This window comes from Rhodococcoides kyotonense (assembly GCF_900188125.1).
Lineage (GTDB): Bacteria > Actinomycetota > Actinomycetes > Mycobacteriales > Mycobacteriaceae > Rhodococcoides > Rhodococcoides kyotonense.
In genome coordinates this window covers 256,999-279,937 of sequence record NZ_FZOW01000005.1, presented here as the reverse complement: position 1 = coordinate 279,937, position 22,939 = coordinate 256,999, and the positions used below count along the sequence as shown (strand labels likewise).

Here is a 22,939-nt window from a genome sequence, read left to right as displayed (position 1 = left end):
CCTCGCTCACCCCCGACACCCCCCAAGTGACCGAATGACGCCCTCGCTCACCCCCCGCCCCCTGACAGACCGAATGTGACATTTGGTCACTTGAAGTGACCGAATGCCGCCCTCGCTCACCACCGGCCACCCCCAAGTGACCGAATGACGCCCTCGCTCACCCCCGCCCCCTTCCTGACCGAATGTGACACTTGGTCACTTGAAGTGACCGAATGCCGCCCTCGCTCACCCCCGGCCACCCCCCAAGTGACCAAATGACGCCCTCGCTCACCACCGACACCCGACGGTCCGCATATTCTCGGGATCATGCATCCGACGCGTGTGGCCGTACTCGGCAGCATCAACATGGACCTGACCGCGGTGACCGATCGTCTGCCCGCGCCGGGTGAGACGGTGCTCGGAGACACCTTCACCACCGCGCAGGGCGGAAAGGGCGCGAACCAGGCGATCGCCGCTGCCCGTTCGGGTTCGGCCACGACGTTTCTCGGAGCCGTCGGCGACGACGCGTTCGCGTCGGAGCTCACCATCGGCCTGAACGAGGCGTCGGTCGACACGACCCACCTTCGCACCGTCGACGGCCCCAGCGGAATCGCAGTCATCACAGTCGATTCCGCGGGAGAGAATTCCATCGTCGTCATCGGAGGCGCCAACGCCACCGTCGCGGAACCGACCACCGAGGAACTCGAGATCATCGCGGGCGCCGATATCCTGCTGTGCCAGTTCGAGATTCCGATCCCGGCGGTCACGGCGGCGGCGCAGCATGCGCGAGCTCACGGCACACTCGTCGTCCTCAATCCGTCACCGGTTCAGGCCGTGCCCGACGCACTGCTGGAGGCACTCGACGTCCTCGTCGTCAACGAGGCGGAAGCCTCCGCGCTCGGCTCCGACGTGCTGGGCCGCATCGCACATGTGGTGACGACGCGCGGTGCGGCGGGCGCCCGGTACGTCGGCCCGGCAGGTTCGTTCGACGTTCCTGCACCCGTCGTCGACGCGACAGACACCACCGGCGCAGGAGACGCGTTCACCGGGGCTCTTGCCGCCAGGTGGGCCGAGGGTCCTGAGGCTGCCGTCCGATGGGCTTGTGCAGCAGGCGCATTCGCAGCTTCCCGACGCGGCGCCGGCGCGTCGTCGGGCACGCGCGAGCAGATCGAGTCCGTGCTCGCATGACGCTCTCCCCTCGAGTACCCGACCTGGCTGCGCTCGACGTGATGGTGTCGGTCGCACGGCTCGGCAGCATGAGCGCGGCAGGGCGCGAGCACGGCCTGAGCCAACAAGCCGTCAGCGCGCGGATTCGAGCGGCGGAGAAGGACATCGGACTTCGCGTATTCCATCGCACGACTTCCGGCGTCGAGTTGACTCCGGAAGGTGTCGCCGTGCTCGGATGGGCCGAGAACGTGCTGACCGCGGCCGACACGTTCGCTACCGGAGTTCGGTCGCTGCTCAGGGAGGAGCGGGCACATCTCACGGTCGCCGCCAGCATGACCGTCGCGGAGCACCTCGTGCCCGGCTGGGTCGTCATGATGCGTTCACGATTCCCCGACGTCAACACCAGTGTGCGGCTGATGAATTCGACCGAGGTCGCGCAGCAGGTACTGGATGGTCGCGCCGATCTCGGTTTCGTCGAAGGACCGGACGTCCCGGCAGGTCTCGGACAGCGTGTGGTGGCTGTCGACGAATTGCTCGTGGTCACCGGAACGGATCATCCCTGGGCGCGTCGAGGGTCCGTGTCGATCGACGAACTGGCTGCCACTGCGCTCGTCCAGCGAGAACCGGGGTCCGGCACGCGCACGACCTTCGAGAACACCGTGCACCCGTCGGCCCCACCGTTGCTCGAACTCAATTCGGTGACCGCGATCAAATCCGCGGTGACGTCCGCCGGTGCGCCGGGTGTTCTGTCGTCCCTCGCGGTCGCGTCGGACATTCGAGACGGCCGGCTGGTACGCATCGTCGTCGACGGTCTGACCATGCCCCGCCAGCTCCGCGCGATCTGGAATCAGCAGGAGCCGCTGCGGGGGCCACGACGCGACTTCCTCGATCTGGCGACGTAGGACGTCAGGCGGCGAGAGCGAATCCCAGTGCACATGCGCCGACCGACAACACGAGAGTCCCTACCGCGTTGGCCAGGGCCGACAGCCGCTTTCCCGACTGGATCAACCGCACGGTCTCGACACTCGCCGTACTGAATGTCGTGTATCCGCCGCAGAACCCGGTCCCGACGACGGTCTGCAGGTCGGTCGATGCGCCGTCGAACACGACGAGGCCCGCGAGGAAGCCGAGAAGCAGCGAGCCGGAAATGTTGATTGCGACGGTTGCCCACGGGAACGTGCCACCGACCTTGGCCTTGACGAACGAATCCAACACGAACCGAGCCACCGCGCCGAGCGCACCGGCGACAGCGAGTGCGAGAACGATCACGACGCTCTCCGCCGCGCCGCGACCACTATCCCCGCCCAGGCCGCGAGCACACCGACGATCACACTCGACGCGCCGTACGCCAGTGCCGTGACCGAGTGCCCGTCACGCGTCAGCAGGACGGCTTCGAGTGCCAGCGTGCTGTAGGTGGTGAATGCGCCGCAGAAACCGGTACCGGCGAGGAGTCGAAGTCGTTGTCGTGCACCGACATCGGGACCACGCCGCGCGAGTGCCTCCAACAGGAGCCCCAACACGAACGCGCCGACGATGTTGATCGCGAACGTCGCGATCGGCCAGTCCGGGCTCCGATGCGGGATCGCGGTTTCGATCGCGTAGCGGGCCAGCGTGCCGACGACACCCCCGACGAACACCAGAATCAGCGCGACGGGTTGCAGATGCAATGGCCGCGGCTCGTTCTCCAGTATCGGCATGCACTCTCCTCTCGAAGGGAGCGTAGCCGCGGCGGACATGTCGGACGTGTACGGCACGATGGAACCATGACCACATCGGAAGCACCCACGACCGATCTGCGCGCCGACGCCGAGCGCCTGCTCCGCGAACTCGCCGGACCGGAGGCCCGCCTCCGAGAGGACCAGTGGACTGCGATCGAGGCGTTGGTCGTCGGCCGTCGACGGGCCCTCGTGGTGCAACGCACCGGTTGGGGCAAGTCGGCCGTCTACTTCATCGCGGCCAAACTACTCAGAGAACAGGGACTGGGACCTACCGTCATCGTGTCTCCGCTCCTGGCCCTGATGCGTAACCAGGTTTCCTCGGCCGAGCGCGCCGGGGTGCGCGCCGCCACCATCAATTCGGGCAACATGACCGAGTGGGAGGACGTGCACGCCGACGTCGCCGCGGGGCGCCTCGACGTACTGCTCGTCAGCCCCGAACGGCTGAACAATCCCGACTTCCGCGACCAGGTCCTTCCGTCGCTCGCAGCCGATGCAGGACTCGTCGTCGTCGACGAGGCGCACTGCGTATCCGACTGGGGTCACGACTTCCGCCCCGACTATCGGCGCATCCGAACATTGATTTCCGAACTGCGCGAAGGCATTCCGGTGCTCGCGACGACCGCCACCGCGAACGATCGCGTCGTCGCGGACGTTGCGTCCCAGCTCGGCGTCGGCGGCGCCGATACCGTCGTGCTGCGGGGAGGCCTCGAACGCGAGTCACTGCACATGTCCGTGGTGCACATCGAGAACACCACCCAGCGCGCCGCGTGGCTCGCATCCCGCCTTGCGGAGCTTCCCGGCTCCGGCATCGTCTACGCACTCACCGTGTCCGCGGCGAACGACCTTGCAAGCCTGCTGTCCGATCAGGGCCTCACCGTCGCCGCCTACACCGGCCAGACCGACCCGACCGAACGTGAGAGCCTCGAGGCCGACCTGTTGAACAACCAGGTCAAGGCTCTCGTGGCAACGTCAGCGCTCGGCATGGGCTTCGACAAGCCCGACCTGGGGTTCGTGGTCCACATGGGTGCCCCGTCGTCACCTATCTCGTACTACCAGCAGGTGGGCCGTGCCGGTCGCGCCACCGAGCGCGCCGAGGTCATCCTTCTCCCAGGCCACGAGGACCGACAGATCTGGAGCTATTTCGCATCCGTGGCGTTTCCTCGTGAGCATGTGGTCAGGCAGGTCATCGAGGTTCTCGACGAGGTGAAGCCGCAGTCGACGCCCGCCCTGGAACCGTTGGTGGACCTCAATCGCAGCCGCCTCGAGATGGTGCTCAAGGTGCTCGACGTCGACGGCGCCGTTCAGCGCGTCCGAGGCGGATGGATTTCCACTGGGCAGCCCTGGGTCTACGACGCGTCGCGTTACGAGCGTCTCGAACAAGCCAGGGACTCCGAGCAGCAGGCCATGCTCGACTATCAGCGCACCGACGGCTGCAGGATGGAGTTCCTCCGCCGTCAACTCGACGATCCCGGGCTCGCGGACGGCCCTCAGCCGTGTGGCCGCTGCGACAATTGCACAGGCCAGTCTTACTCCACACAGGTCGACGATGCGGCCGTCGAGTCCGCGCGAACGCGCCTGGACCGGCCCGGCCTCGACCTGCCTGCACGTAAACAGTGGCCGAGCGGGATGAAGAAGCTCGGCGTGTCGCTGTCGGGAAAGATCACCGACGGCCCCGAGACCGGCCGTGTACTGGGGCGACTGACCGATCTCGGCTGGGGCAGCCGGTTGCGTCAACTGCTCGACGGGCCCGACGGACCGGCCCCGAAGGCCCTGCTCGACGGCTGTATCAGCGTGCTCGCATCATGGGACTGGAAGACGAGGCCCACGTCGATCATCGCACTGGAGTCCGAGACCCACCCTCAGCTGATTCGCTCGGTGTCCGGCGAACTCGCCCGTATCGGCCGGCTCGACGACCTGGGCATCGTGGCGCCTCGCCCGGATCATCCACCGGTCTCGGCCGCCAACTCCGCGTTCAGGGTGGCGGGCCTGGTCGACTCGTGGGATGTGCCGGACCTCGGCGGTACCGACGGCCCTGTTCTGCTGATGGATCTACGCACCGACACGGGATGGACGTTCACCTGCGCCTCGGTGGCCCTCCGACGCGCGGGCGCTGACGCAGTTCTTCCGTTCGCTCTCGCCACCCCGAAGTGATCGCGGCAATTCGTCGAGAAAAAGTAAGACCACACTGTCGAAACCGAAAAATCGAATTTCAAACATCGTTTTCGAATCCCGTCGCCGTTACCCCACAAACAATGATTGTGACCAGCATCACAATTGCTGCTTCACCTGCGCGAAGGCAGGTGTTTCGAGCAGCAATTTCGGCAGGTACGTGAAAAGCCAAGGGCACCTTGTTACGTTTGTATTTCCTATGAAGCCCGCACAGCTGAGAACAACCCCAGTCACTGCGCCGGACGCAGTGAAGTTTCGTAGTCCAAAGGTTTCCGACGGAGTCCGGCTCTGGGAGATCGCAAGAGATTCAAGGGTGCTCGACCTCAACTCGAGCTACGCATACGTCCTGTGGTGCAGAGACTTTGCAGCCACCTCGGTGGTATCCGATGTCGACGGTCGCGCAGTAGGTTTCGTCACCGGCTACATCCGGCAGGACTCCCCCACAACGTTTTTCGTGTGGCAGGTGGCAGTCGATGCCGATCAGCGGGGCAAGGGCCTGGCAGGTCGAATGCTGAACGAATTGCTGGATCGCCTGACGCCGCAGGGCATCACGCATCTGGAAACCACGATCAGCCCCGACAACGAAGCGTCGATCGCGCTGTTCACAGCCCTCGCTCGTACGCGTGGGACCGATATCGAAAAATCAGATTTGTTCGCGCCCAACGATTTCCCTGATAGCCACGAGGCAGAAGAGCTCTACACAGTAGGCCCTGCCGCAGTGCGCACAAACGAAAGGAACAAGCAGAACATGACCGAGAAGCAGACCACCACAGAGAAGCCCGACGTCTTCGAGACCGTCGAGTCCGCAGTCCGCAGCTACAGCCGCCAGTGGCCGGCCGTGTTCGCGACCGCGAAGAACTCGACCCTCGTGGACGAGAACGGCCGTGAGTACCTCGACTTCTTCGGTGGCGCAGGCGCATTGAACTACGGCCACAACAACGACATCCTCAAGGGTGCCTTGGTCGACTACATCCAGAACGACGGAATCACCCACGGACTCGACATGTCGACCGTCGCGAAGCGTGAGTTCCTCGAGTCGTTCAAGAAGAACATCCTCGATCCGCGCGGCCTGGACTACAAGGTTCAGTTCCCCGGCCCCACAGGCGCCAACACCGTCGAGGCGGCTCTCAAGCTTGCTCGTAAGGTGACGGGCCGCGAGTCGATCATCAACTTCACCAATGCTTTCCACGGCATGACACTCGGCGCGTTGTCGGTCACCGGCAACTCGATGAAGCGAGCTGGCGCCGGAATCCCGTTGGTACACACCACCCCTATGCCGTACGACAACTACTTCGGCGGTGTCACCGAGGACTTCCAGTGGTTCGAGCGCGTGCTCGACGACTCGGGCAGTGGTTTCAATCGTCCGGCGGCCGTCATCGTCGAGACCATCCAGGGTGAGGGCGGCATCAATGTCGCACGCCCGGAGTGGTTGCGCGCCTTGGCCGACCTGTGCTCGCGCCGCGACATCCTGCTGATCGTCGACGACGTGCAGATGGGCTGCGGACGCACCGGCCAGTTCTTCTCCTTCGAGGAGGCTGGAATCACGCCGGACATCGTGACGCTGTCGAAGTCGATCGGCGGATACGGAATGCCGATGGCTCTGACTCTGTTCAAGCCCGAACTCGACGTGTGGGCACCCGGTGAGCACAACGGAACGTTCCGCGGATTCAACCCGTCGTTCGTCACGTCCAAGGCTGCTATCGACACCTACTGGTCCGACGACACGTTCGAAAAGGAAGTTCTCGCCAAGGGTGAGCACATCCAGGACCGGTTCATCAAACTGTGCGCCAAGTTCGACGGCGTGTCCACGCGAGGCCGAGGAATGGTCCAGGCTCTGGCGTTCGACGAGCCGGAGATGGCAGGCAAGGTCGCGCAGCTCTGCTACGACGAGGGCTTGCTCGTCGAGACCGCCGGACCGTCCGACGAGGTCGTCAAGCTGCTTCCGCCGCTGACCACCACCATCGAAGAGCTGGACCGCGGACTCGACATCATCGAAGGTGCGACCGCAAAAGTGTGCTCCTGAGCCACTTTTCGTACGTCGTAGACCTCATCAGCTGAAGGGAGATCACTCATGATCGTTCGTTCCACCGAAGAAATCACCGGCACCGATCGCGACATCCAGAGCGAAGACGGGCAGTGGCGCAGCAAGCGAATCATCCTCGGCGGCGATCGGGTCGGATTCTCGTTCCACGAGACCACCATCAAGGCCGGCACGGTGAACAACTTCCACTACGCCAACCACGTCGAGGCCGTATGGCTCATCGAGGGTGAAGGCACGTTGACCGACCGCGAGACCGGTGAGACGTACGAACTCGGACCGGGTTCGATGTACCTCCTCAACGGCAACGAGCGTCACACGGTCGAGCCACGCACTCAGATGCGCATGTTGTGTGTGTTCAATCCCCCTGTAGTCGGCAACGAGACTCACGACGAGAACGGTGTGTACCCCCTCGTCGAGGTACCTGCCTGATCAGTTCCACCACACCTGCGCCCCGCTCGACCGTCCAACGCCTGACAAGGCATCGGTCGAGCGGGGCGCAGGTCTGTGTGCAGGTCGGATCACGGTGTCGGGCGTGAGCGCTACCCTGGATGTCGTGTCGACTTCTGGAACATCGGGCATCGTCTCCGACGCGCGGCTCGATCAGGTCGTCGAGGCGCTCTCCGGTAAATCGGTCGCCGTTGTCACCGGCGCCGGAATGTCGACCGACTCGGGCATCCCCGACTACCGCGGACCGGACTCCCCTCCGCGCAATCCGATGACCTATCAGCAGTTCGTCGGCGACGACGAGTTCCGACGCCATTACTGGGCCCGTAACCACGTGGGGTGGCGCCACATGGACGCGGCGCGCCCGAATGCCGGCCATCGCAGTCTGGCGGAACTGGAGCGTCGAGGCATCGTGTCCGGCGTCATCACACAGAACGTCGACATGCTGCACACCAAGGCAGGCAGCCGCCGCGTCGTGGATCTGCACGGGGTCTACGCCCGGGTCCGATGCCTGGCCTGCGAGCGTCTCGAGTCTCGGTTCACGCTGGCGAAGCGTCTCGACGAGCTCAATCCAGGCTTTCTGGAGAGTGTCGCACCGGCGGAGGGCGTCGAGATCGCCCCCGACGCGGACGCCGTCATCACCAGCACCGCACACTTCCGGATGGTCGACTGCGCGTACTGCGGTGGCGTTCTGAAGCCCGACATCGTGTACTTCGGCGAGAGCGTGCCCAAGCCGCGGGTGGCCGAGGCGTTCGACCTGGTAGACCACAGCGAGGCTCTCCTCGTGCTCGGTTCGTCACTGACAGTCATGTCCGGGCTGCGGTTCGTTCGACGCGCCGCCAAGGCGGGCATTCCCATCGTCATCGTCAATCGTGGGGCCACCCGAGGTGACGAGTTCGCACACGTCACCTCACACGCCGGATGCTCGGAGACGCTGGCAGCGCTGGTCGACGCACTCCCGACCTGACGATCAGACCGCAGGCGCGGTGTCGTCGTCGATCTCGATTCGACCGGGAAGCAACGTGAAGGCCGCGACGGCTCCGAGGAACGCACTGGCAGCCGCAGCGATCGACGCGACGTGCATGCCGTGAACGAACGCCGATTTCGACTCCGCCACGAAGGTGGTGATCTCTGCTTCCGCCGTCTGCTTCTGTTCCGCGCGCACGTTCTCGGGCACCTGCGCCGCCTGCGGTAGCATGCCTCGCGTCTGTAGCGCAGACGCAGCGCTCCCCGCGAATTCCAGTGCACCGCCGATGGATTCGCTTGCATCGGATGTGACGAGCGGAGTCACCTGGGCGTCGGCAGGTAGCTGCGAGACGACCGCAGCGGGCTGATCGAGAGTCGCCGCGAGCGTGGCCGGAGTGTCCGGGCCGAGGTCACCACGGAATGCAACGGCCAACAGCGATCCCAGGATCGCCACACCGAGCGCACCGGCCACCTGACGGACGGTGTTGTTGACGGCCGAGCCTGCACCCGCCTTCTCTCGCGGAACCGCGCCCATGATCGCGTTCGTCGCGGGCGTCATGGTCAAGCCCATACCCGAACCGAGCACGAACATCTGAGCCTCGACGATCCATTGCGGTGTCGTCTCCCCCACCAACGCGTAGGACAGCATCGCGAGCGCGAACAGAGTCAGCCCACTGCCGGCGACGTACCGCGCACCGAAGCGTTCGGACAACCTCGCCGCCTGGCTCGCCGAGATCATGACGCCCGCTGCCACGGCGATGAGCGCGACACCGGCCGCGAGCGGAGTGTAGCCGCGGACTGCCTGCAGATAGTACGCGAGATAGAACGTCGCACCCATCAGCGAAAAGAACACCAGCGCAATCGAAATGGTGCCCGCCGAGAACTGCCGGTTCTTGAACAGCGTGACGTCGATCGTCGGGTGCGCACTGCGCTTTTCCAACACGACGAACAGCGTGAGCAGCAGCAGACCGAGCACTATCGCACCGAGCGATCGCCACTGCAGCCAGTCGTTCGTGTTGCCGCCCTCGATGATTCCGAACACCAACACCACGAGCGCAACGATGGACAGCACGACACCGAACGGGTCGATCTTGCCGGGATTCGGATCCTTGGATTCCGGCACGAGCAGGAAGATCAGCGCGACGCCGACGATGACGATCGGAACGTTGACCAAGAACACCGATCCCCACCAGAAGAATTCGAGCAGCGCACCACCGGTGATGGGCCCCAACGCAATTGCGATGCCCGACGCGGCCGCCCAGATCCCGATCGCCTTGGGTCGCTCGTCCGGTTCGAAGACGTTCTGGATGATCGACAGCGTCTGCGGCTGAACGGCCGCCGCTCCGATACCCATGAGGGCGCGATAGACGATCAGTTCGGTCGACGAATCCGCCGTGGAGCACAACGCCGACGTGACGCCGAACGCCACCATTCCGATGATCAGGGTTCGTTTGCGCCCGATCCGGTCACCGGTGACACCCCACAGGATCAGCAACCCGGCGAACACGACGGCGTAGCTGTCCACCGCCCATTGCATTGCGCTCTGCGACGCGTCGAGATCGGCCTGGATGGTCTTGAGCGCCACGTTCAGGATCGTGTTGTCGAGAATGACGACCAACAGGCAGATGACCATCACCGCGAGAATCAGCCACCGACGTCGGAACACCGCGTCGTCGCGCGTCTCGGTGTTCGGTACGTCTCGATCCGTTCCCGTACGAGCCATGTCGTCCGCTCCCGCCCTCGATGCACAGATGTCCATCGAACTGCGAAAGCCGAGCGGCCGCAACACCGTGAGCAACAACGGACCGCTTTGTCCGTTATGACGGGCTCAGGCGGGTACCAGGTCGTCGGCGTGAACGACGGGACGCTGCAGCTCCGGCGTCAACTCACCGCTGGACTTGCCGAGCATTCCGGTCAGCTCGGACGCGTCGTACGCGACTACTCCACGGGCGACGAGCTGCCCGTCCGGGCCACGCAGCGAGACGACGTCGCCTCCGTAGAACTGGCCCGACAGTCCGGTGATGCCCGCCGACAGCAACGAACGACGCTTGTCGACGACGGCACGCACCGCACCTGTGTCGAGGTGTAGGTCGCCCGCGACGTCGGCCGCATGCCGCACCCAGAACCTCCGCGCGGACAATCGCGTCGGACGCGCCGCGAACGCCGTTCCGACGCGCGCCGTCGTGAGTGCTGCGTCCGCATCGCTCGCAGCCGCGAGCAACACGGGAACACCGGCGTCGGCGGCCAGGCGCGCAGCGGACAGCTTGGAGGCCATACCGCCCGTACCGAGCGCACCTCCGGACCCTGCGACGACACCGTCGAGATCCTCCGGACTCGCGACCTCGGGGATGAGCGTCGCGTGGCCTTTGCGCGGATCACCGTCGTACAGACCTGGGACGTCGGACAGCAGAACCAGCGCGTCCGCACCGACGAGGTGCGCGACGAGAGCAGCCAGTCGGTCGTTGTCGCCGAACCGGATCTCGGCCGTCGCGACCGTGTCGTTCTCGTTGACGATGGCCACAGCCCCCAACGAGCGAAGACGATCGAGCGTCCGTTGCGCGTTGCGGTGATTGGTGCGCCGCGCGATGTCCTCGGCCGTCAGCAACACCTGCCCGACGGTTCGCCCGTACCGCGCGAACGACGTGCCCCACGCGTGAGCGAGCGCCAGCTGCCCGACGCTCGCGGCAGCCTGCTTCGTCGCGAGATCCTGTGGGCGCTTGGTCAATCCGAGCGGTGCGATACCCGCGCCGATCGCTCCCGACGACACCACGACGACGTCCGTGCCACCGCGCATCCGCGCCTCGACGGCGTCGGCAAGTCGGTCGAGACGGTCCGTGTCGAGACCGCCGACGAGCGACGTCAGCGCCGAGGAACCGATCTTGACGACGATTCGCTTGGCGTCGGCGACGCTCGTCCTGGTTTCGGAGACGACCACATCGGACTCGAATTCAGCCGCCACGTTTCCTCACTCTTCGGTGTCGAGTCCGCGTCGGACTCGACGTGCATGCTTGCGCTCGTCGGCGCCGATGCGCTCGACCTGGTCCAGTCGTGCATCGGTGCCGCGGCCCGTGCGGGTGACCTCGACGCCTGCCGGAGTCTGCGGCTCCCAGTCGAACGAGACATCGGCGATCGTGACCGAAGCACCGGGCTCGGCGCCCATCTTGATGAGTGCATCTTCGACGCCGAGGCGGGCCAGGCGGTCGGCGAGGTAGCCGACGGCTTCGTCGTTGCTGAACTGCGTCTGCGCGACCCACCGCTCGGGGCGCGTGCCCAGAACGATGAAGCCACCGGGCACATCGGGATCCTTGACGACCTGGAAGCCCTCCTCGTTACGGGCGACCGGCCGAATGACGGGACGACGCGGCTCCGCGGGCGGATGCGCGACGCGGTAGTCCTCGACCATCTTTCCGAGGGCGAACATCAACGGCTTCAACCCTTCTCGGCTGACCGCCGAGATGGTGAACACGGGCCAACCCCGAGCCTCGAACTCCGGTGTGACCATCTCGGCGAGTTCGGCGGCTTCCGGAACGTCAGCCTTGTTCAGCACGACGATGCGTGGGCGATCCGCGAGATCTCCCAGACTCGCGTCACCGGACAGAGCCGGCTTGTACGCGGCGAGTTCCGCCTCGAGCGCGTCGACGTCGGAGATCGGGTCGCGACCGGGATCGAGGGTGGCGCAGTCGACGACGTGCGCGAGCACAGCACACCGCTCGAGGTGCCGCAGGAATTCCAGGCCGAGACCCCTGCCGTCGCTCGCACCCGGAATCAGCCCGGGAACATCGGCAACGGTGTAGGTCGTCTCACCGCTGGACACGACACCGAGGTTCGGCACGAGGGTCGTGAAAGGGTAGTCGGCGATCTTCGGCTTGGCTGCGGACAGCACCGACACGAGCGACGACTTGCCCGCCGACGGGAATCCGACCAGTCCGACGTCGGCGACCGACTTCAGTTCGAGGACGAGGTCGCGTTCGATACCTTCCTCGCCGAGGAGCGCAAAACCCGGGGCCTTGCGGGCCTTCGAGGACAGAGCTGCATTGCCGAGACCGCCGCGGCCACCGCTTGCTGCGTCGAAACGCGTTCCCTCACCGACCATGTCGGCGAGAATGCGACCGTCTTTGTCGAGCACGACGGTGCCATCGGGAACCTTCAGAATCAGGTCTTCGCCGTCCGACCCCTGCCGGTTGGCGCCCATGCCCTGAGTTCCGTTGGTGGCCTTGGCATGCGAATGGAAGTGGAAGTCGAGCAACGTGTGCACGCTCCGGTCGACGACGAAGACGACGTCGCCACCGCGACCACCGTTGCCGCCGTCGGGACCACCCAACGGCTTGAACTTCTCTCGATGGACGGAAGCGCAGCCGTTGCCGCCTTTACCCGCAGTGACGTGCAACACCACGCGGTCGATGAATCGCGACATAGCTGCCCTCGATCCTTCCTCGGTCCTCGGACCGAATTATTCGCCCTCCACAAACACGATAAGGGCGGACCGGGTGTCAAGACCCTGGTCCGCCCTTGTCGTCGAGCTGGGCGCGTCGGAACTTCTCTCTTCGAGAACGACCGACGCAGATGATGCAGCGGAGACTTAGGCCTCGACTGCGACCGGAACGATGTTCACGGTCTTGCGTCCACGCTTGGCGCCGAACTCCACTGCGCCTGCGGACAGAGCGAACAGCGTGTCGTCGCCGCCACGGCCGACGTTGACGCCGGGGTGGAAGTGCGTGCCGCGCTGACGAACCAGGATCTCGCCTGCGCTGACCGTCTGGCCGCCGAAACGCTTCACGCCGAGGCGCTGTGCATTCGAATCGCGACCGTTACGGGAGCTGGATGCACCCTTCTTATGTGCCATGTTGCAAACCCTCCTCGGGTAAGAAAGCCGCCAGCTCCGAACGCGAAACCGGCTGTGAAAGAACTGGTTACTTGATACCGGTGACCTTGAGGACGGTCAGCTTCTGCCTGTGTCCCTGACGCTTGTGGTAGCCGGTCTTGTTCTTGAACTTGTGGATGCGGATCTTCGGGCCCTTGGTGTGCTCGACGACCTCACCGGTGACCGAGATTTTCGCCAGCTTGTCGGCGTCGGTGGTCAGGTCGGATCCGTCTACGACGAGGACCGGAGCAAGCGAGACAGCAGTGCCGGGCGCTCCCTCGATCTTCTCGACCTTGACGAGGTCACCAACAGCGACCTTGTACTGCTTTCCGCCGGTCTTGACGATCGCGTACGTTGCCATCGGAGGGCTACCCCTTGCTTCTTCGAACTTGCTCGCGCTACCGCAGGGCAACACGACTGGTCTGATCTTGCTTTGACTGGTCTAGCTTGTTTCTGCTCCCCAGGATGACGTCCGCACGGCCTCGTCGGCTCCGAAGAACTCGAACCAAGGCACAGCAGAACAGTGTCACCAGGAGCGACTTATCAAGGTTACGGCAGACGGGCGGTCATGGTCAAACCGCCCGTCTGCCATCGTGCTATGCGTCGACGGGAGGACCCGCGGGCCGAGCCGCAGCCCTGCGACGACGAGGCTTCCGAACGGGCAGATCGGCTGCCGAATCGGCGATCGACGCTGTATCCGGTACCGACTGCGGCGTCTCGACGGGCTGCGAAGCCGACGCATCCGGTTCCACGTGCGTGGCCGGAATCACGAATACCGTTCCGGCATCGGGCGCTTCCGTCGTCGGAGCCGCAGCCTTGCGGGCCACTCTCCTACCCCGTCGCGCCTTCACCACCGGCTCTGCAGCCGGTTCGTCCACAGCCGCTACAGCGTCGGCGACCGGAACTTCACGCTTCGGTTCTTCCTCGGCTGCCTGGTCTTCGACGACAGGTGCCGCGGCGACGTCCGGCTCGGACGGGGCGTCGTGGGACGCCTTCGAGACCACCTCCACCGATTCGCCCTGTGCCGCGGCCACGTCGGTCGCATCGATCACTTCGGTCGTGGTGCCCGACGCATCCTCGGACTTGTCGACGACATCCGCAGGCGTCACGTCGGCGACGACCTCGTCGTGATGAGCCGCCATCGCCAGGGCGACCGGGTGCGCCCGCTTCACCGACGGATCGACGGCGTGCTGCTCGGGCTGCGGTTCGGGCGCGTTCTGGTTCTGGTTGTCGGACTTGTCCCGGCCACGACGCTTACGTTGCGAACCGGACTCGCCGCGTGAGGAGTTCGATCGCGAGTCGTTCTCGACCTTGGCTTCGACCGGGAAGGGATGCACGACGATGCCACGGCCCTGGCAGTGTTCACACGTCGTCGAGAATGCCTCGACCAGCCCGGTGCCGAGCTTCTTGCGTGTCATCTGCACGAGGCCGAGTGACGTCACCTCGGACACCTGGTGACGCGTTCGGTCACGTCCGAGCGCCTCGGTGAGTCGACGAAGCACCAGGTCGCGGTTCGATTCGAGCACCATGTCGATGAAGTCGACGACGATCATGCCGCCGATGTCGCGCAGACGCATCTGGCGGACGACTTCTTCGGCGGCCTCCAGGTTGTTCCTGGTCACCGTCTCCTCGAGATTGCCGCCTGCACCGGTGAACTTCCCGGTGTTGACGTCGACGACGGTCATCGCCTCGGTGCGGTCGATCACGAGCGTGCCGCCGGACGGCAGCCACACCTTGCGGTCGAGCGCCTTGGCGAGTTGTTCGTCGATCCGATGAGCTTCGAAGACGTCGGGCTGGCCGGGCTCGGCGACATGCCTGTGAAGCTTCGGCAGCATGTCGGCTGCGACCGTCTCGATGTACGACGACGTGGTCTGCCACGCCTTGTCGCCCTCGATCACGAGCTTGACGAAGTCCTCGTTGAAGAGATCGCGAATGACCTTGACCAGCAGATCAGGCTCTTCGTACAGAGTCTGCGGCTGGCTCCCCTTGCTGGACTCCGCCTTTGCCGATGCCTCTTCGATGCTGGCCCACTGCGCCTGCAGGCGTGCGACGTCACGCGCCAACTCTTCTTCGCTGACGCCTTCGGCGGCCGTGCGAATGATGACTCCGGCCTCGGCGGGCACGATCTCGCGGAGGATTTCCTTGAGCCGCTTACGTTCGGTGTCGGGGAGCTTGCGGCTGATGCCGGTGGAGCTACCACCCGGCACATAGACCAGGTAGCGCCCCGCCAACGACAACTGTGTCGTCAGGCGTGCGCCCTTGTGGCCGACCGGGTCCTTGCTGACCTGGACGAGCACCTGATCGCCCGGCTTGAGGGCCTGCTCGATCTTTCGCGAGTTTCCGCCGAGACCTGCTGCATCCCAGTTGACCTCACCTGCATACAGAACACCGTTACGGCCGCGACCGATGTCGATGAAGGCGGCCTCCATGCTCGGCAGCACGTTCTGAACGCGGCCGAGGTAGACGTTGCCGACCATCGACGCCGAGGCGCTGCTGGTCACGAAGTGCTCCACCAGGACACCGTCTTCGAGGACGGCGACCTGAGTGGTGATGCCGTGGTCGGGGAACGACTTTTCCCGCACGACCATGACACGATCGACCGACTCACGGCGGGCCAGGAACTCCGACTCCGTCAGAATCGGGGGCCTGCGACGGCCTGCGTCACGGCCGTCACGGCGGCGCTGGCGCTTGGCCTCGAGCCGGGTCGAACCGGTGATGCCCTGGACCTCGTCCTTGCTGCGCGACTTGTTTCGAGGCTCGCGTTCGTGGACGACGGTGTTCGGCGGGTCGTCGTCGGCGGATGCCGGCTCGGACGACTCCCCTGAACTGCGGCGACGACGCCTACGACGGCGGCGACGACTCGAACCGTCGGCCGATTCGTCGTCGTCCTCGGACGATGCGTCATCGGCAGAGGACTCTTCACTGTCACCGTCCGAGTCGGCCTCGTTGTCCTGTTCGGCGGTGTCGTCCTTGTCCCCGGACCGCGAACGACGACGGCGCGTACGACGCTCCCCCGAGGGCTTGTCCTCGCTGTCTGCCTCGTCCGACTCGGTGGTCTGCGCGTCGTCGGTCTTGTCCGAAGTGTCCTTGTCTTCCGACGACTTGCCGGACTCGGCCTTGTCGTCCTCACTGGACGACTCGTCGTCGGAATCGTCTCCGGTGTTGTCACCACCCTGCTCGCCACGACCGCGACCGCGACCGCGACGTCCACGACGCCGACGACGCGGCTGCGACTGCTCGTCGCCGTCGTCGCTCTGGTCGCTGGTGTCGGACTCTGCAGTATCCGCGCTCGCGGTGTCGGCGCCGGCTGTGTCGACGCTAGCTGTGTCGACGCCGGCAGTGACGTCGGCGGGTTCGGTCTCGACCTCGGTGGTCGAGGCGCCGGGCTTGGTCTCCGGGGCGGTGGTTTCTGCGTCCGCAACCGGTGCGGACTCCTCGGCAGGGCCCGCTGCCTTACGGCTTCGACGACGCTTGGGCGGCGTCTCGGCGGCGACCTCGGGCTGCAGGAACAGCGGCGTTCCGAACTGCGGGCGCGCAGGTGTCGATTCAGGCTTGGTTGCAGCGCCGTACACCACGTCGGCAGACTCGTCGACTGCGGATTCCTCGGCAGGCGGCTCGACTGCCGGGGTCGGCTCGGCGACAACAGGCTCGACGTCGACAGGCTCGGCGACTACAGGCTCGACATCTACGGGCTTGGGCTCGTCTGCGGACTGCGTCTCCGGGGCAGGAGCCTCGGGCTGCGCGGGCTCGGCGGGGCCGTCGACGAGCGGTTCGGTGACGTTCGGTCCCGCGACGATGGGATCGGCGGCGGAAGGCTGCTCGGGTGCCGACTCGGGAGCGGTGAAGGCGGCATGCACCGTCGTCGCGACGTCGCGTCCGAGACTCGACTGCGCGCTCCTGGCCTCTATACCGAGTTCACCGAGCTTGGCGAGCACCTGCTTGCTGGTGACACCGATGATCTTGGCCAGCGCGTGAACGCGCAGCCGGTCGGGGAAGGTCGGGGTTTCAGTGGCCGACGACGGATCGTCACCTGCTGCACTTCCCGAGTTCGAATCCTGTACATCTTCGGGCGGGGCTTGATCGGCCACTTGAATCTCCTCGGGCCCCCGGGCGCGTCCACCTCGACGTTCTGGTGGGTGTGACGCGGCCACGCGGGGGCAATCCTTGTGTACCGGCGCCGGGCGTGGCGTCGGATATTGGTCTCGCTCCGCGTCTGGTGCGCTGTCACCGGTGGTGATCGGTGCGCCGGGCGCGGGGCCTGGCTGGCTCTGGCGCCTGTGAGCCCGAGCGCCGGATCATCAAGCATGCAGTCGACGTGAGAAGAAAGCTCACGCGTCCTGCAGCGATGACGGGCATCGAACCCCAGGTGTCATTCGGTTGCTGTCGCGAGAACGCCACTGGTGCGCCGCCCCCGGGTCGAGCGAAAAGCTTGTCGTGCGGTGTAGATCGATTCTTCATGAAGCCTGTGTTGTGAAAGCAACCATCACGAGTATCCCACACCGTATTAAGTGAACCCGCCACGCCACCGATCATCACTGCATCGGCGGCGTGGCGGGCGGGACGAGACTCGGAGATTCGATCGGGCGTCGGAGACGGTCAGGACAGCTCGGGAAACCACAGCTTGATCTCGCGTTCGGCCGACTCGACCGAGTCCGAACCGTGCACGAGGTTCTGCTGTCCGTCCAGCGCGAGGTCACCACGAATGGTGCCAGGAACCGCCTTCTCGACCGGGTCGGTACCGCCGGCGATCTGCCGGAATGCTGCGATGGCACGCGGGCCTTCGAGCACCGCGGCAACCACGGGACCGGACGTGATGAAGTCGAGCAGTCCCGGGAAGAACGGCTTGCCTTCGTGTTCGGCGTAGTGGGCGGTCGCCAGTTCGAGCGAAACGGACTTGAGCTCCAGTGCTGCGATGCTCAGTCCCTTCTTCTCCACGCGGCCGAGAATCTCCCCCACATAGCGGCGGGCAACTCCGTCGGGCTTGATCAGTACAAGGGTGCGATCGGTCACGACAGTTGACAGTAGTGGACGCGACCGCGACCTGGTCGGTCAGTCCCGCTGTCCGTAGAGCATGCCCCGCTCGATCCGACGGGTGATGTCCCGACGGAGATAGATCAGGTACACCCAGACGGCACCGAAGATGAGGCCGACGATGCCGATGGACAGGTGAATGAACACCCCGGCCAACACCAGAGCTTGGAGAACGAGGTTGATCTGCATCGCCTGAGGACGCCCCTGCACCCCAGGGGCGAGGATCAACAGGATCGCCAGTACGACGATGTACAGCGTCGAGAACACGGTGAGCCCACCGCCGACCGTCGAGACGACGGGCAACGCCAACAGGACCACGATGGCTTCGAGGATCAACGTTCCCGAACAGACGCCGCGGAATCCTTTCCACGGGTCGTTGGCCGGCGGTTTGAACCCGGATCGCTCGGTGCTGCCGTCGTCGCTCATATCGGTTCCTTTCCGAACAATGTCCTGGCCGCGCCAGCGGTCACGACCGAGCCGGTCACGACGACACCTGCACCGGAGACACTTTCACCCGGATCGGCCACCTCTTCGGCCAGCCCGATCGCGGTTTCCAGGGCGTCAGGCAACGTCGGTGCGACGACGACGCGTTCGTCACCGAACTTCGCAACGGCGATGTTGGCCAGATCCTCGACGTCCATAGCCCTCGGTGAACCGTTGTGCGTCACGACGATTTCGTCGAACACAGGCTCGAGGACGGTCAGCATCTGATCGACGTCCTTGTCCCCCATCACACTGACGACACCGACCAACTTGCGGAAGTCGAACTCTGCGGACAGGGCAGCGACGAGCGCCCGAGCTCCGTGCGGGTTGTGCGCGGCATCGAGAAACACCGTCGGCGCATTGCGAACTCGTTCGAGCCGACCGGGATTGACGATCGACGCAAATGCCGCACGCACGATCTCTTCGTCGAGCTGCCGATCCGCACCTGCGCCGAAGAACGCCTCGACGGCGGCAAGCGCGAGAGATGCGTTGTGCGCCTGATGTTCTCCGTGCAACGGCAGGAAGATGTCTGTGTAGACACCGCCCAGCCCTTGCAGTTCCAGCTGCTGTCCGCCCACGGCGACGCGTCGACCGAGAACGCGAAATTCGCTGCCCTGCCGAGCAACTGCTGCATCCGCCTCGACGGCGGCACGGAGAAGCACGTCGGCCACTTCCGGCTTCTGCTCCGCGACGACCACGACGGTGTCGCGCGGCACGAGCCGTTCCGGCGCCTTCTTGATGATTCCAGCTTTCTCGCGGGCGATCCCGGCGAGATCGCTACCGAGGTACTCGACGTGGTCGATGTCGATCGGCGTGATCACGGCGACTTCGCCGTCGACGACATTGGTCGCGTCCCATTTGCCGCCGAGACCGACCTCGATCACTCCGACCTCGACGGGAGCCTCGGCGAACGCGGCGAAGGCCATGGCCGTCGTCACCTCGAACTTGCTCATTCGAGGCCCGCCCGCGGCCTCCGACTGCGCGTCGATCATCTCCACGAACGGAGCGATCTCGTTGTACGTGTCGACGTACAGACGCGGCGAGATCGGCTTGCCGTCGATGCTGATTCGCTCGGTCGCGAGTTGTAGATGGGGGCTCGTCGTCCGTCCCGTGCGACGGTGGAAGTGGGTGAGCAACGCGTCGATCATGCGCGTCACCGACGTCTTGCCGTTGGTCCCGGCAACGTGAATCGACGGGTACGCCTTCTGCGGCGATCCGAGCAGGTCCATCAGCGCGGCGATCCTGGCCGTGCTCGGCTCGATCTTCGTTTCGGGCCAACGCTTGTCGAGTTCGGCTTCGACGAGCGCCAACTCGGCCAGGTCGACCGGGCTCGGCTCTCCAGGCTTGGACGCGCTTGTGGGCGAATCGAATTCGTTCACTACTGACCCATCGCTTCGAGACGTGCTTGTATGCGCGTGATCTCCTCGGTGGCGATCTGCTGACGACTGCGAATCTTGTCGACGACGGCGTCGGGCGCCTTGGCCAGGAAAGCCTCGTTGCCGAGTTTGCCCGTGGTCTGGGCCAGTTCCTTCTCGGCCGCGGCGAGATCCTTGACCAGCCGCGCGCGTTCGGCGACGAGGTCGACGGTTCCCGACGTGTCGAGTTCGACCGTGACCGTTGCCTTCGACAGGCGCACCTCGACCGAGGCGGTCGCAGTGAAATCGGACTCGGGTTCGGTGAGCTTGGCCAGCGCACGCGTCGCGGCGACCTGAGCCACGAGATCGGCTTCGTCGATGCCGACGAGCTTCGCGGCCACCTTCTGCGACGGCTTGAGCCCCTGGTCGCTACGGAATCGTCGCACCTCGGTGATGAGCTTCTGCATGTCGGAGACACGTTGTGCAGCAAGCACATCCAACTCGACGTTCGAAGCCTCTGGCCACGATGCGACGACGACGGACTCGCCGCCCGTCAGCACCTTCCACAAGGTATCGGTGACGAACGGGATGACCGGATGCAGCAGTCGCAGAAGAGCATCGAGAACGTTGCCGAGAACGCCGCGGGTCGATTCGGCGTGGCCGTCGTCCGAGAATTGCACCTTCGCGATCTCGAGGTACCAGTCGCACACCTCGTCCCACGCGAAGTGGTACAGCGCCTCGCATGCCTTGCTGAACTCGTAGCGCTCGAAGGCCGTATCCACCTCTGCGCGAACCTGATCGAGCCGGTCGAGAATCCAACGGTCCGCGTCGGTCAGTTCGGCCCGATCCGGAAGTGCCGCGGGCGCAGCGCCGTTCATCAGTGCGAACTTCGTTGCGTTGAACAGCTTGTTGGCGAAGTTCCGCGACGACTGCGCATGATCCTCGCCGACGGACAGGTCCGCGCCCGGGTTGGCACCGCGTGCGAGCGTGAACCGCAACGCATCCGCGCCGAAACGGTCGACCCAGTCGAGTGGGTCGATGCCGTTGCCGCGCGACTTGGACATCTTCTTGCCGAACTGATCTCGCACGAGACCGTGCAGGAAGATGTCCTCGAACGGGACCTTGCCGCCGCTCTCACCTGCTGTCACCGATTCGTCGGCCGAGACGTAGGTGCCGAACATCATCATGCGGGCAACCCAGAAGAACAGGATGTCGTAGCCCGTGACCAGCACGGATGTTGGGTAGAACTTCGCGAGATCCTCGGTCGCGTCGGGCCAGCCCATCGTCGAGAACGGCCACAGGCCGGACGAGAACCACGTGTCGAGGACGTCGGGGTCCTGCTCCCAGCCTTCGGGCGCCGTCTCGTCGGGACCGAGGCACACGGTCTCGCCGTCGGGGCCGTACCAGATCGGGATGCGGTGCCCCCACCACAGCTGACGCGAGATGCACCAGTCGTGCATGTTGTCGATCCAAGCGAACCAGCGAGGTTCCTGGCTGGCCGGGTGAATCACGGTGTCGCCGTTACGCACTGCGTCACCGGCCGCTTTCGCGAGGCCGTCGACCTTGACCCACCATTGCAGCGACAGACGCGGCTCGATGGACTCACCACTGCGCTCCGAGTGCCCGACGCTGTGCAGGTACGGACGCTTCTCGGCGACGACGCGTCCCTGTGCTGCCAGAGCCTCGCGCACCTTGACCCGGGCCTCGAAGCGGTCGAGACCGTCGAATTCCGTTCCGGTGTCGGCGATTCGGCCGGCCTTGTCCATGATGGTCGGCATCGGCAGATCGTGACGCAGGCCCATCTCGAAGTCGTTGGGGTCGTGGGCAGGCGTGATCTTCACTGCGCCGGTACCGAACTCGGGGTCGACGTAGTCGTCGGCGATGATCGGGATCTGCCGACCGGTGAACGGATGCTCCAGCGTCGTTCCGATCAGGGCCTTGTAGCGCTCGTCGTCCGGGTGGACGGCGACGGCGGTGTCACCGAGCATCGTCTCGACACGCGTCGTCGCGACGATCACGTGCGGTTCGTCGTCGTTCAGCGAACCGTAGCGAAGCGAGACGAGCTCACCCTCGACGTCCTCGAACTTGACCTCGATGTCCGAGATCGCCGTCTGCAGCACCGGGGACCAGTTGACGAGACGCTCGGCACGGTAGATGAGACCGTCGTCGTACATGCGCTTGAAGATCGTCTGGACGGCACGGGACAGCCCGTCGTCCATCGTGAATCGCTCGCGACTCCAGTCGACGCCGTCGCCGATGCGGCGCATCTGGCCACCGATCGTGCCGCCGGATTCGCGCTTCCAGTCCCACACCTTGTCGATGAAGAGCTCGCGGCCGAAGTCTTCCTTCGTCTTCCCGTCCGCAGCGAGCTGCTTCTCGACGACGGTTTGCGTCGCAATACCTGCGTGGTCCATGCCCGGCAGCCACAGCACCTCGAAGCCGAGCATGCGCTTGCGGCGACTCAGCGCGTCCATCAGGGTGTGGTCGAGGGCGTGGCCCATGTGCAGACTGCCGGTGACGTTCGGCGGCGGCAGCACTATCGAGTACGGCGGCTTCCCGCTGGACGGATCGGCGGCGAAGTAACCGGCATCGACCCAGCCCTGATACAGCTCCGCCTCCACCTCACTCGGGTCCCAACTTTTAGGCAGCTGGTCGGCGGAGGTCTCGGGGCGCTCTGAGGCTGAACTGGTCACCGGTCGATTCTAGTGGTCCGCCCATTCCGGAC

Annotated in this window: 18 protein-coding genes and 1 pseudogene; 7 read left to right on the top strand and 12 right to left on the bottom strand. The window is 65.2% G+C overall.

What is annotated here, in order from left to right:
- Positions 1-306: 306 nt before the first annotated feature.
- Entirely contained in the window at positions 307-1,167 is an 861-nt protein-coding gene (locus CHB96_RS10940; protein WP_089245944.1) for a ribokinase, read from the top strand.
- Entirely contained in the window at positions 1,164-2,048 is an 885-nt protein-coding gene (locus CHB96_RS10935) for a LysR family transcriptional regulator (RefSeq protein WP_089245942.1), read from the top strand. Before CHB96_RS10940 ends, CHB96_RS10935 begins: the two co-directional genes overlap by 4 nt.
- A gap of 4 nt (positions 2,049-2,052) precedes the next feature.
- Here CHB96_RS10935 and crcB (CHB96_RS10930) read toward each other — a convergent pair whose 3' ends face one another.
- A complete protein-coding gene (crcB, locus tag CHB96_RS10930) occupies positions 2,053-2,415 on the bottom strand; it encodes a fluoride efflux transporter CrcB (protein WP_089245940.1) in 363 nt (120 codons plus the stop codon).
- Positions 2,412-2,843 (bottom strand): fluoride efflux transporter CrcB, encoded by a 432-nt coding sequence (gene crcB / locus CHB96_RS10925; RefSeq protein ID WP_245865456.1) that lies wholly within the window; start codon positions 2,841-2,843, stop codon positions 2,412-2,414. Before crcB (CHB96_RS10925) ends, crcB (CHB96_RS10930) begins: the two co-directional genes overlap by 4 nt.
- 66 nt (positions 2,844-2,909) lie before the next feature.
- Between crcB (CHB96_RS10925) and CHB96_RS10920 the strand changes: the two genes are divergently transcribed.
- The 5 genes and pseudogenes from CHB96_RS10920 to CHB96_RS10905 all read left to right on the top strand — a co-directional run bounded on the left by CHB96_RS10920 (position 2,910) and on the right by CHB96_RS10905 (position 8,485).
- Positions 2,910-5,015 carry a RecQ family ATP-dependent DNA helicase gene (locus CHB96_RS10920; RefSeq protein ID WP_089245938.1) on the top strand — a complete coding sequence of 702 codons (2,106 nt, stop codon included), beginning with the start codon at positions 2,910-2,912 and terminating at the stop codon, positions 5,013-5,015.
- A 217-nt stretch (positions 5,016-5,232) separates the two neighbouring features.
- Positions 5,233-5,733 (top strand): annotated as a pseudogene (gene ectA / locus CHB96_RS30100) (diaminobutyrate acetyltransferase); the annotation flags it as partial.
- Positions 5,734-5,781: 48 nt separating this feature from the next.
- Positions 5,782-7,056 carry a diaminobutyrate--2-oxoglutarate transaminase gene (ectB, locus tag CHB96_RS10915; protein ID WP_245865483.1) on the top strand — a complete coding sequence of 425 codons (1,275 nt, stop codon included), beginning with the start codon at positions 5,782-5,784 and terminating at the stop codon, positions 7,054-7,056.
- Positions 7,057-7,104: 48 nt separating this feature from the next.
- Entirely contained in the window at positions 7,105-7,503 is a 399-nt protein-coding gene (locus CHB96_RS10910; RefSeq protein WP_089245934.1) for an ectoine synthase, read from the top strand.
- Between the two features lie 148 nt (positions 7,504-7,651).
- Entirely contained in the window at positions 7,652-8,485 is an 834-nt protein-coding gene (locus tag CHB96_RS10905; protein ID WP_089246189.1) for a Sir2 family NAD-dependent protein deacetylase, read from the top strand.
- A gap of 3 nt (positions 8,486-8,488) precedes the next feature.
- On the opposite strand, the gene CHB96_RS10900 is transcribed toward CHB96_RS10905, so the two are convergent.
- From CHB96_RS10900 to CHB96_RS10855, 10 genes are all read right to left on the bottom strand, one after another.
- Entirely contained in the window at positions 8,489-10,207 is a 1,719-nt protein-coding gene (locus tag CHB96_RS10900) for an MFS transporter (protein ID WP_176444242.1), read from the bottom strand.
- 105 nt (positions 10,208-10,312) lie between these two features.
- A complete protein-coding gene (gene proB, locus CHB96_RS10895; RefSeq protein ID WP_089245930.1) occupies positions 10,313-11,443 on the bottom strand; it encodes a glutamate 5-kinase in 1,131 nt (376 codons plus the stop codon).
- 6 nt (positions 11,444-11,449) lie between these two features.
- Positions 11,450-12,898, bottom strand: coding sequence for a GTPase ObgE (obgE, locus tag CHB96_RS10890; RefSeq protein ID WP_089245928.1), 1,449 nt, complete (start codon positions 12,896-12,898; stop codon positions 11,450-11,452).
- Between the two features lie 165 nt (positions 12,899-13,063).
- A complete protein-coding gene (gene rpmA, locus CHB96_RS10885; protein ID WP_072802495.1) occupies positions 13,064-13,327 on the bottom strand; it encodes a 50S ribosomal protein L27 in 264 nt (87 codons plus the stop codon).
- Between the two features lie 67 nt (positions 13,328-13,394).
- Positions 13,395-13,706 (bottom strand): 50S ribosomal protein L21, encoded by a 312-nt coding sequence (gene rplU, locus CHB96_RS10880; protein ID WP_075839359.1) that lies wholly within the window; start codon positions 13,704-13,706, stop codon positions 13,395-13,397.
- A 235-nt stretch (positions 13,707-13,941) separates the two neighbouring features.
- On the bottom strand, positions 13,942-17,433 hold the full coding sequence (locus CHB96_RS10875; RefSeq protein ID WP_089245926.1) for a translation initiation factor IF-2 N-terminal domain-containing protein: 3,492 nt from the start codon (positions 17,431-17,433) through the stop codon (positions 13,942-13,944).
- Positions 17,434-17,941: 508 nt separating this feature from the next.
- A complete protein-coding gene (ndk, locus tag CHB96_RS10870) occupies positions 17,942-18,355 on the bottom strand; it encodes a nucleoside-diphosphate kinase (RefSeq protein ID WP_089245924.1) in 414 nt (137 codons plus the stop codon).
- Between the two features lie 39 nt (positions 18,356-18,394).
- Entirely contained in the window at positions 18,395-18,802 is a 408-nt protein-coding gene (locus CHB96_RS10865) for a DUF4233 domain-containing protein (RefSeq protein WP_089245922.1), read from the bottom strand.
- Complete coding sequence (gene folC, locus CHB96_RS10860; protein ID WP_089245920.1) at positions 18,799-20,238, bottom strand: bifunctional tetrahydrofolate synthase/dihydrofolate synthase; 1,440 nt, start codon at positions 20,236-20,238, stop codon at positions 18,799-18,801. The genes CHB96_RS10865 and folC overlap by 4 nt, the downstream gene beginning before the upstream one ends.
- A complete protein-coding gene (locus tag CHB96_RS10855) occupies positions 20,238-22,907 on the bottom strand; it encodes a valine--tRNA ligase (protein ID WP_089245918.1) in 2,670 nt (889 codons plus the stop codon). The genes folC and CHB96_RS10855 overlap by 1 nt, the downstream gene beginning before the upstream one ends.
- Between the last annotated feature and the right edge of the window lie 32 nt (positions 22,908-22,939).

Bases quoted from the DNA above. Each gene is read 5' to 3' on its own strand.
- CHB96_RS10865 (WP_089245922.1), bottom strand. From the start codon at position 18,802: ATGAGCGACGACGGCAGCACCGAGCGATCCGGGTTCAAACCGCCGGCC.
- crcB (WP_245865456.1), bottom strand. From the start codon at position 2,843: ATGCCGATACTGGAGAACGAGCCGCGGCCATTGCATCTGCAACCCGTC.
- rplU (WP_075839359.1), bottom strand. From the start codon at position 13,706: ATGGCAACGTACGCGATCGTCAAGACCGGCGGAAAGCAGTACAAGGTC.
- CHB96_RS10920 (WP_089245938.1), top strand. From the start codon at position 2,910: ATGACCACATCGGAAGCACCCACGACCGATCTGCGCGCCGACGCCGAG.
- rpmA (WP_072802495.1), bottom strand. From the start codon at position 13,327: ATGGCACATAAGAAGGGTGCATCCAGCTCCCGTAACGGTCGCGATTCG.
- obgE (WP_089245928.1), bottom strand. From the start codon at position 12,898: ATGTCGCGATTCATCGACCGCGTGGTGTTGCACGTCACTGCGGGTAAA.
- CHB96_RS10910 (WP_089245934.1), top strand. From the start codon at position 7,105: ATGATCGTTCGTTCCACCGAAGAAATCACCGGCACCGATCGCGACATC.
- CHB96_RS10940 (WP_089245944.1), top strand. From the start codon at position 307: ATGCATCCGACGCGTGTGGCCGTACTCGGCAGCATCAACATGGACCTG.
- CHB96_RS10900 (WP_176444242.1), bottom strand. From the start codon at position 10,207: ATGGCTCGTACGGGAACGGATCGAGACGTACCGAACACCGAGACGCGC.
- ectB (WP_245865483.1), top strand. From the start codon at position 5,782: ATGACCGAGAAGCAGACCACCACAGAGAAGCCCGACGTCTTCGAGACC.
- CHB96_RS10935 (WP_089245942.1), top strand. From the start codon at position 1,164: ATGACGCTCTCCCCTCGAGTACCCGACCTGGCTGCGCTCGACGTGATG.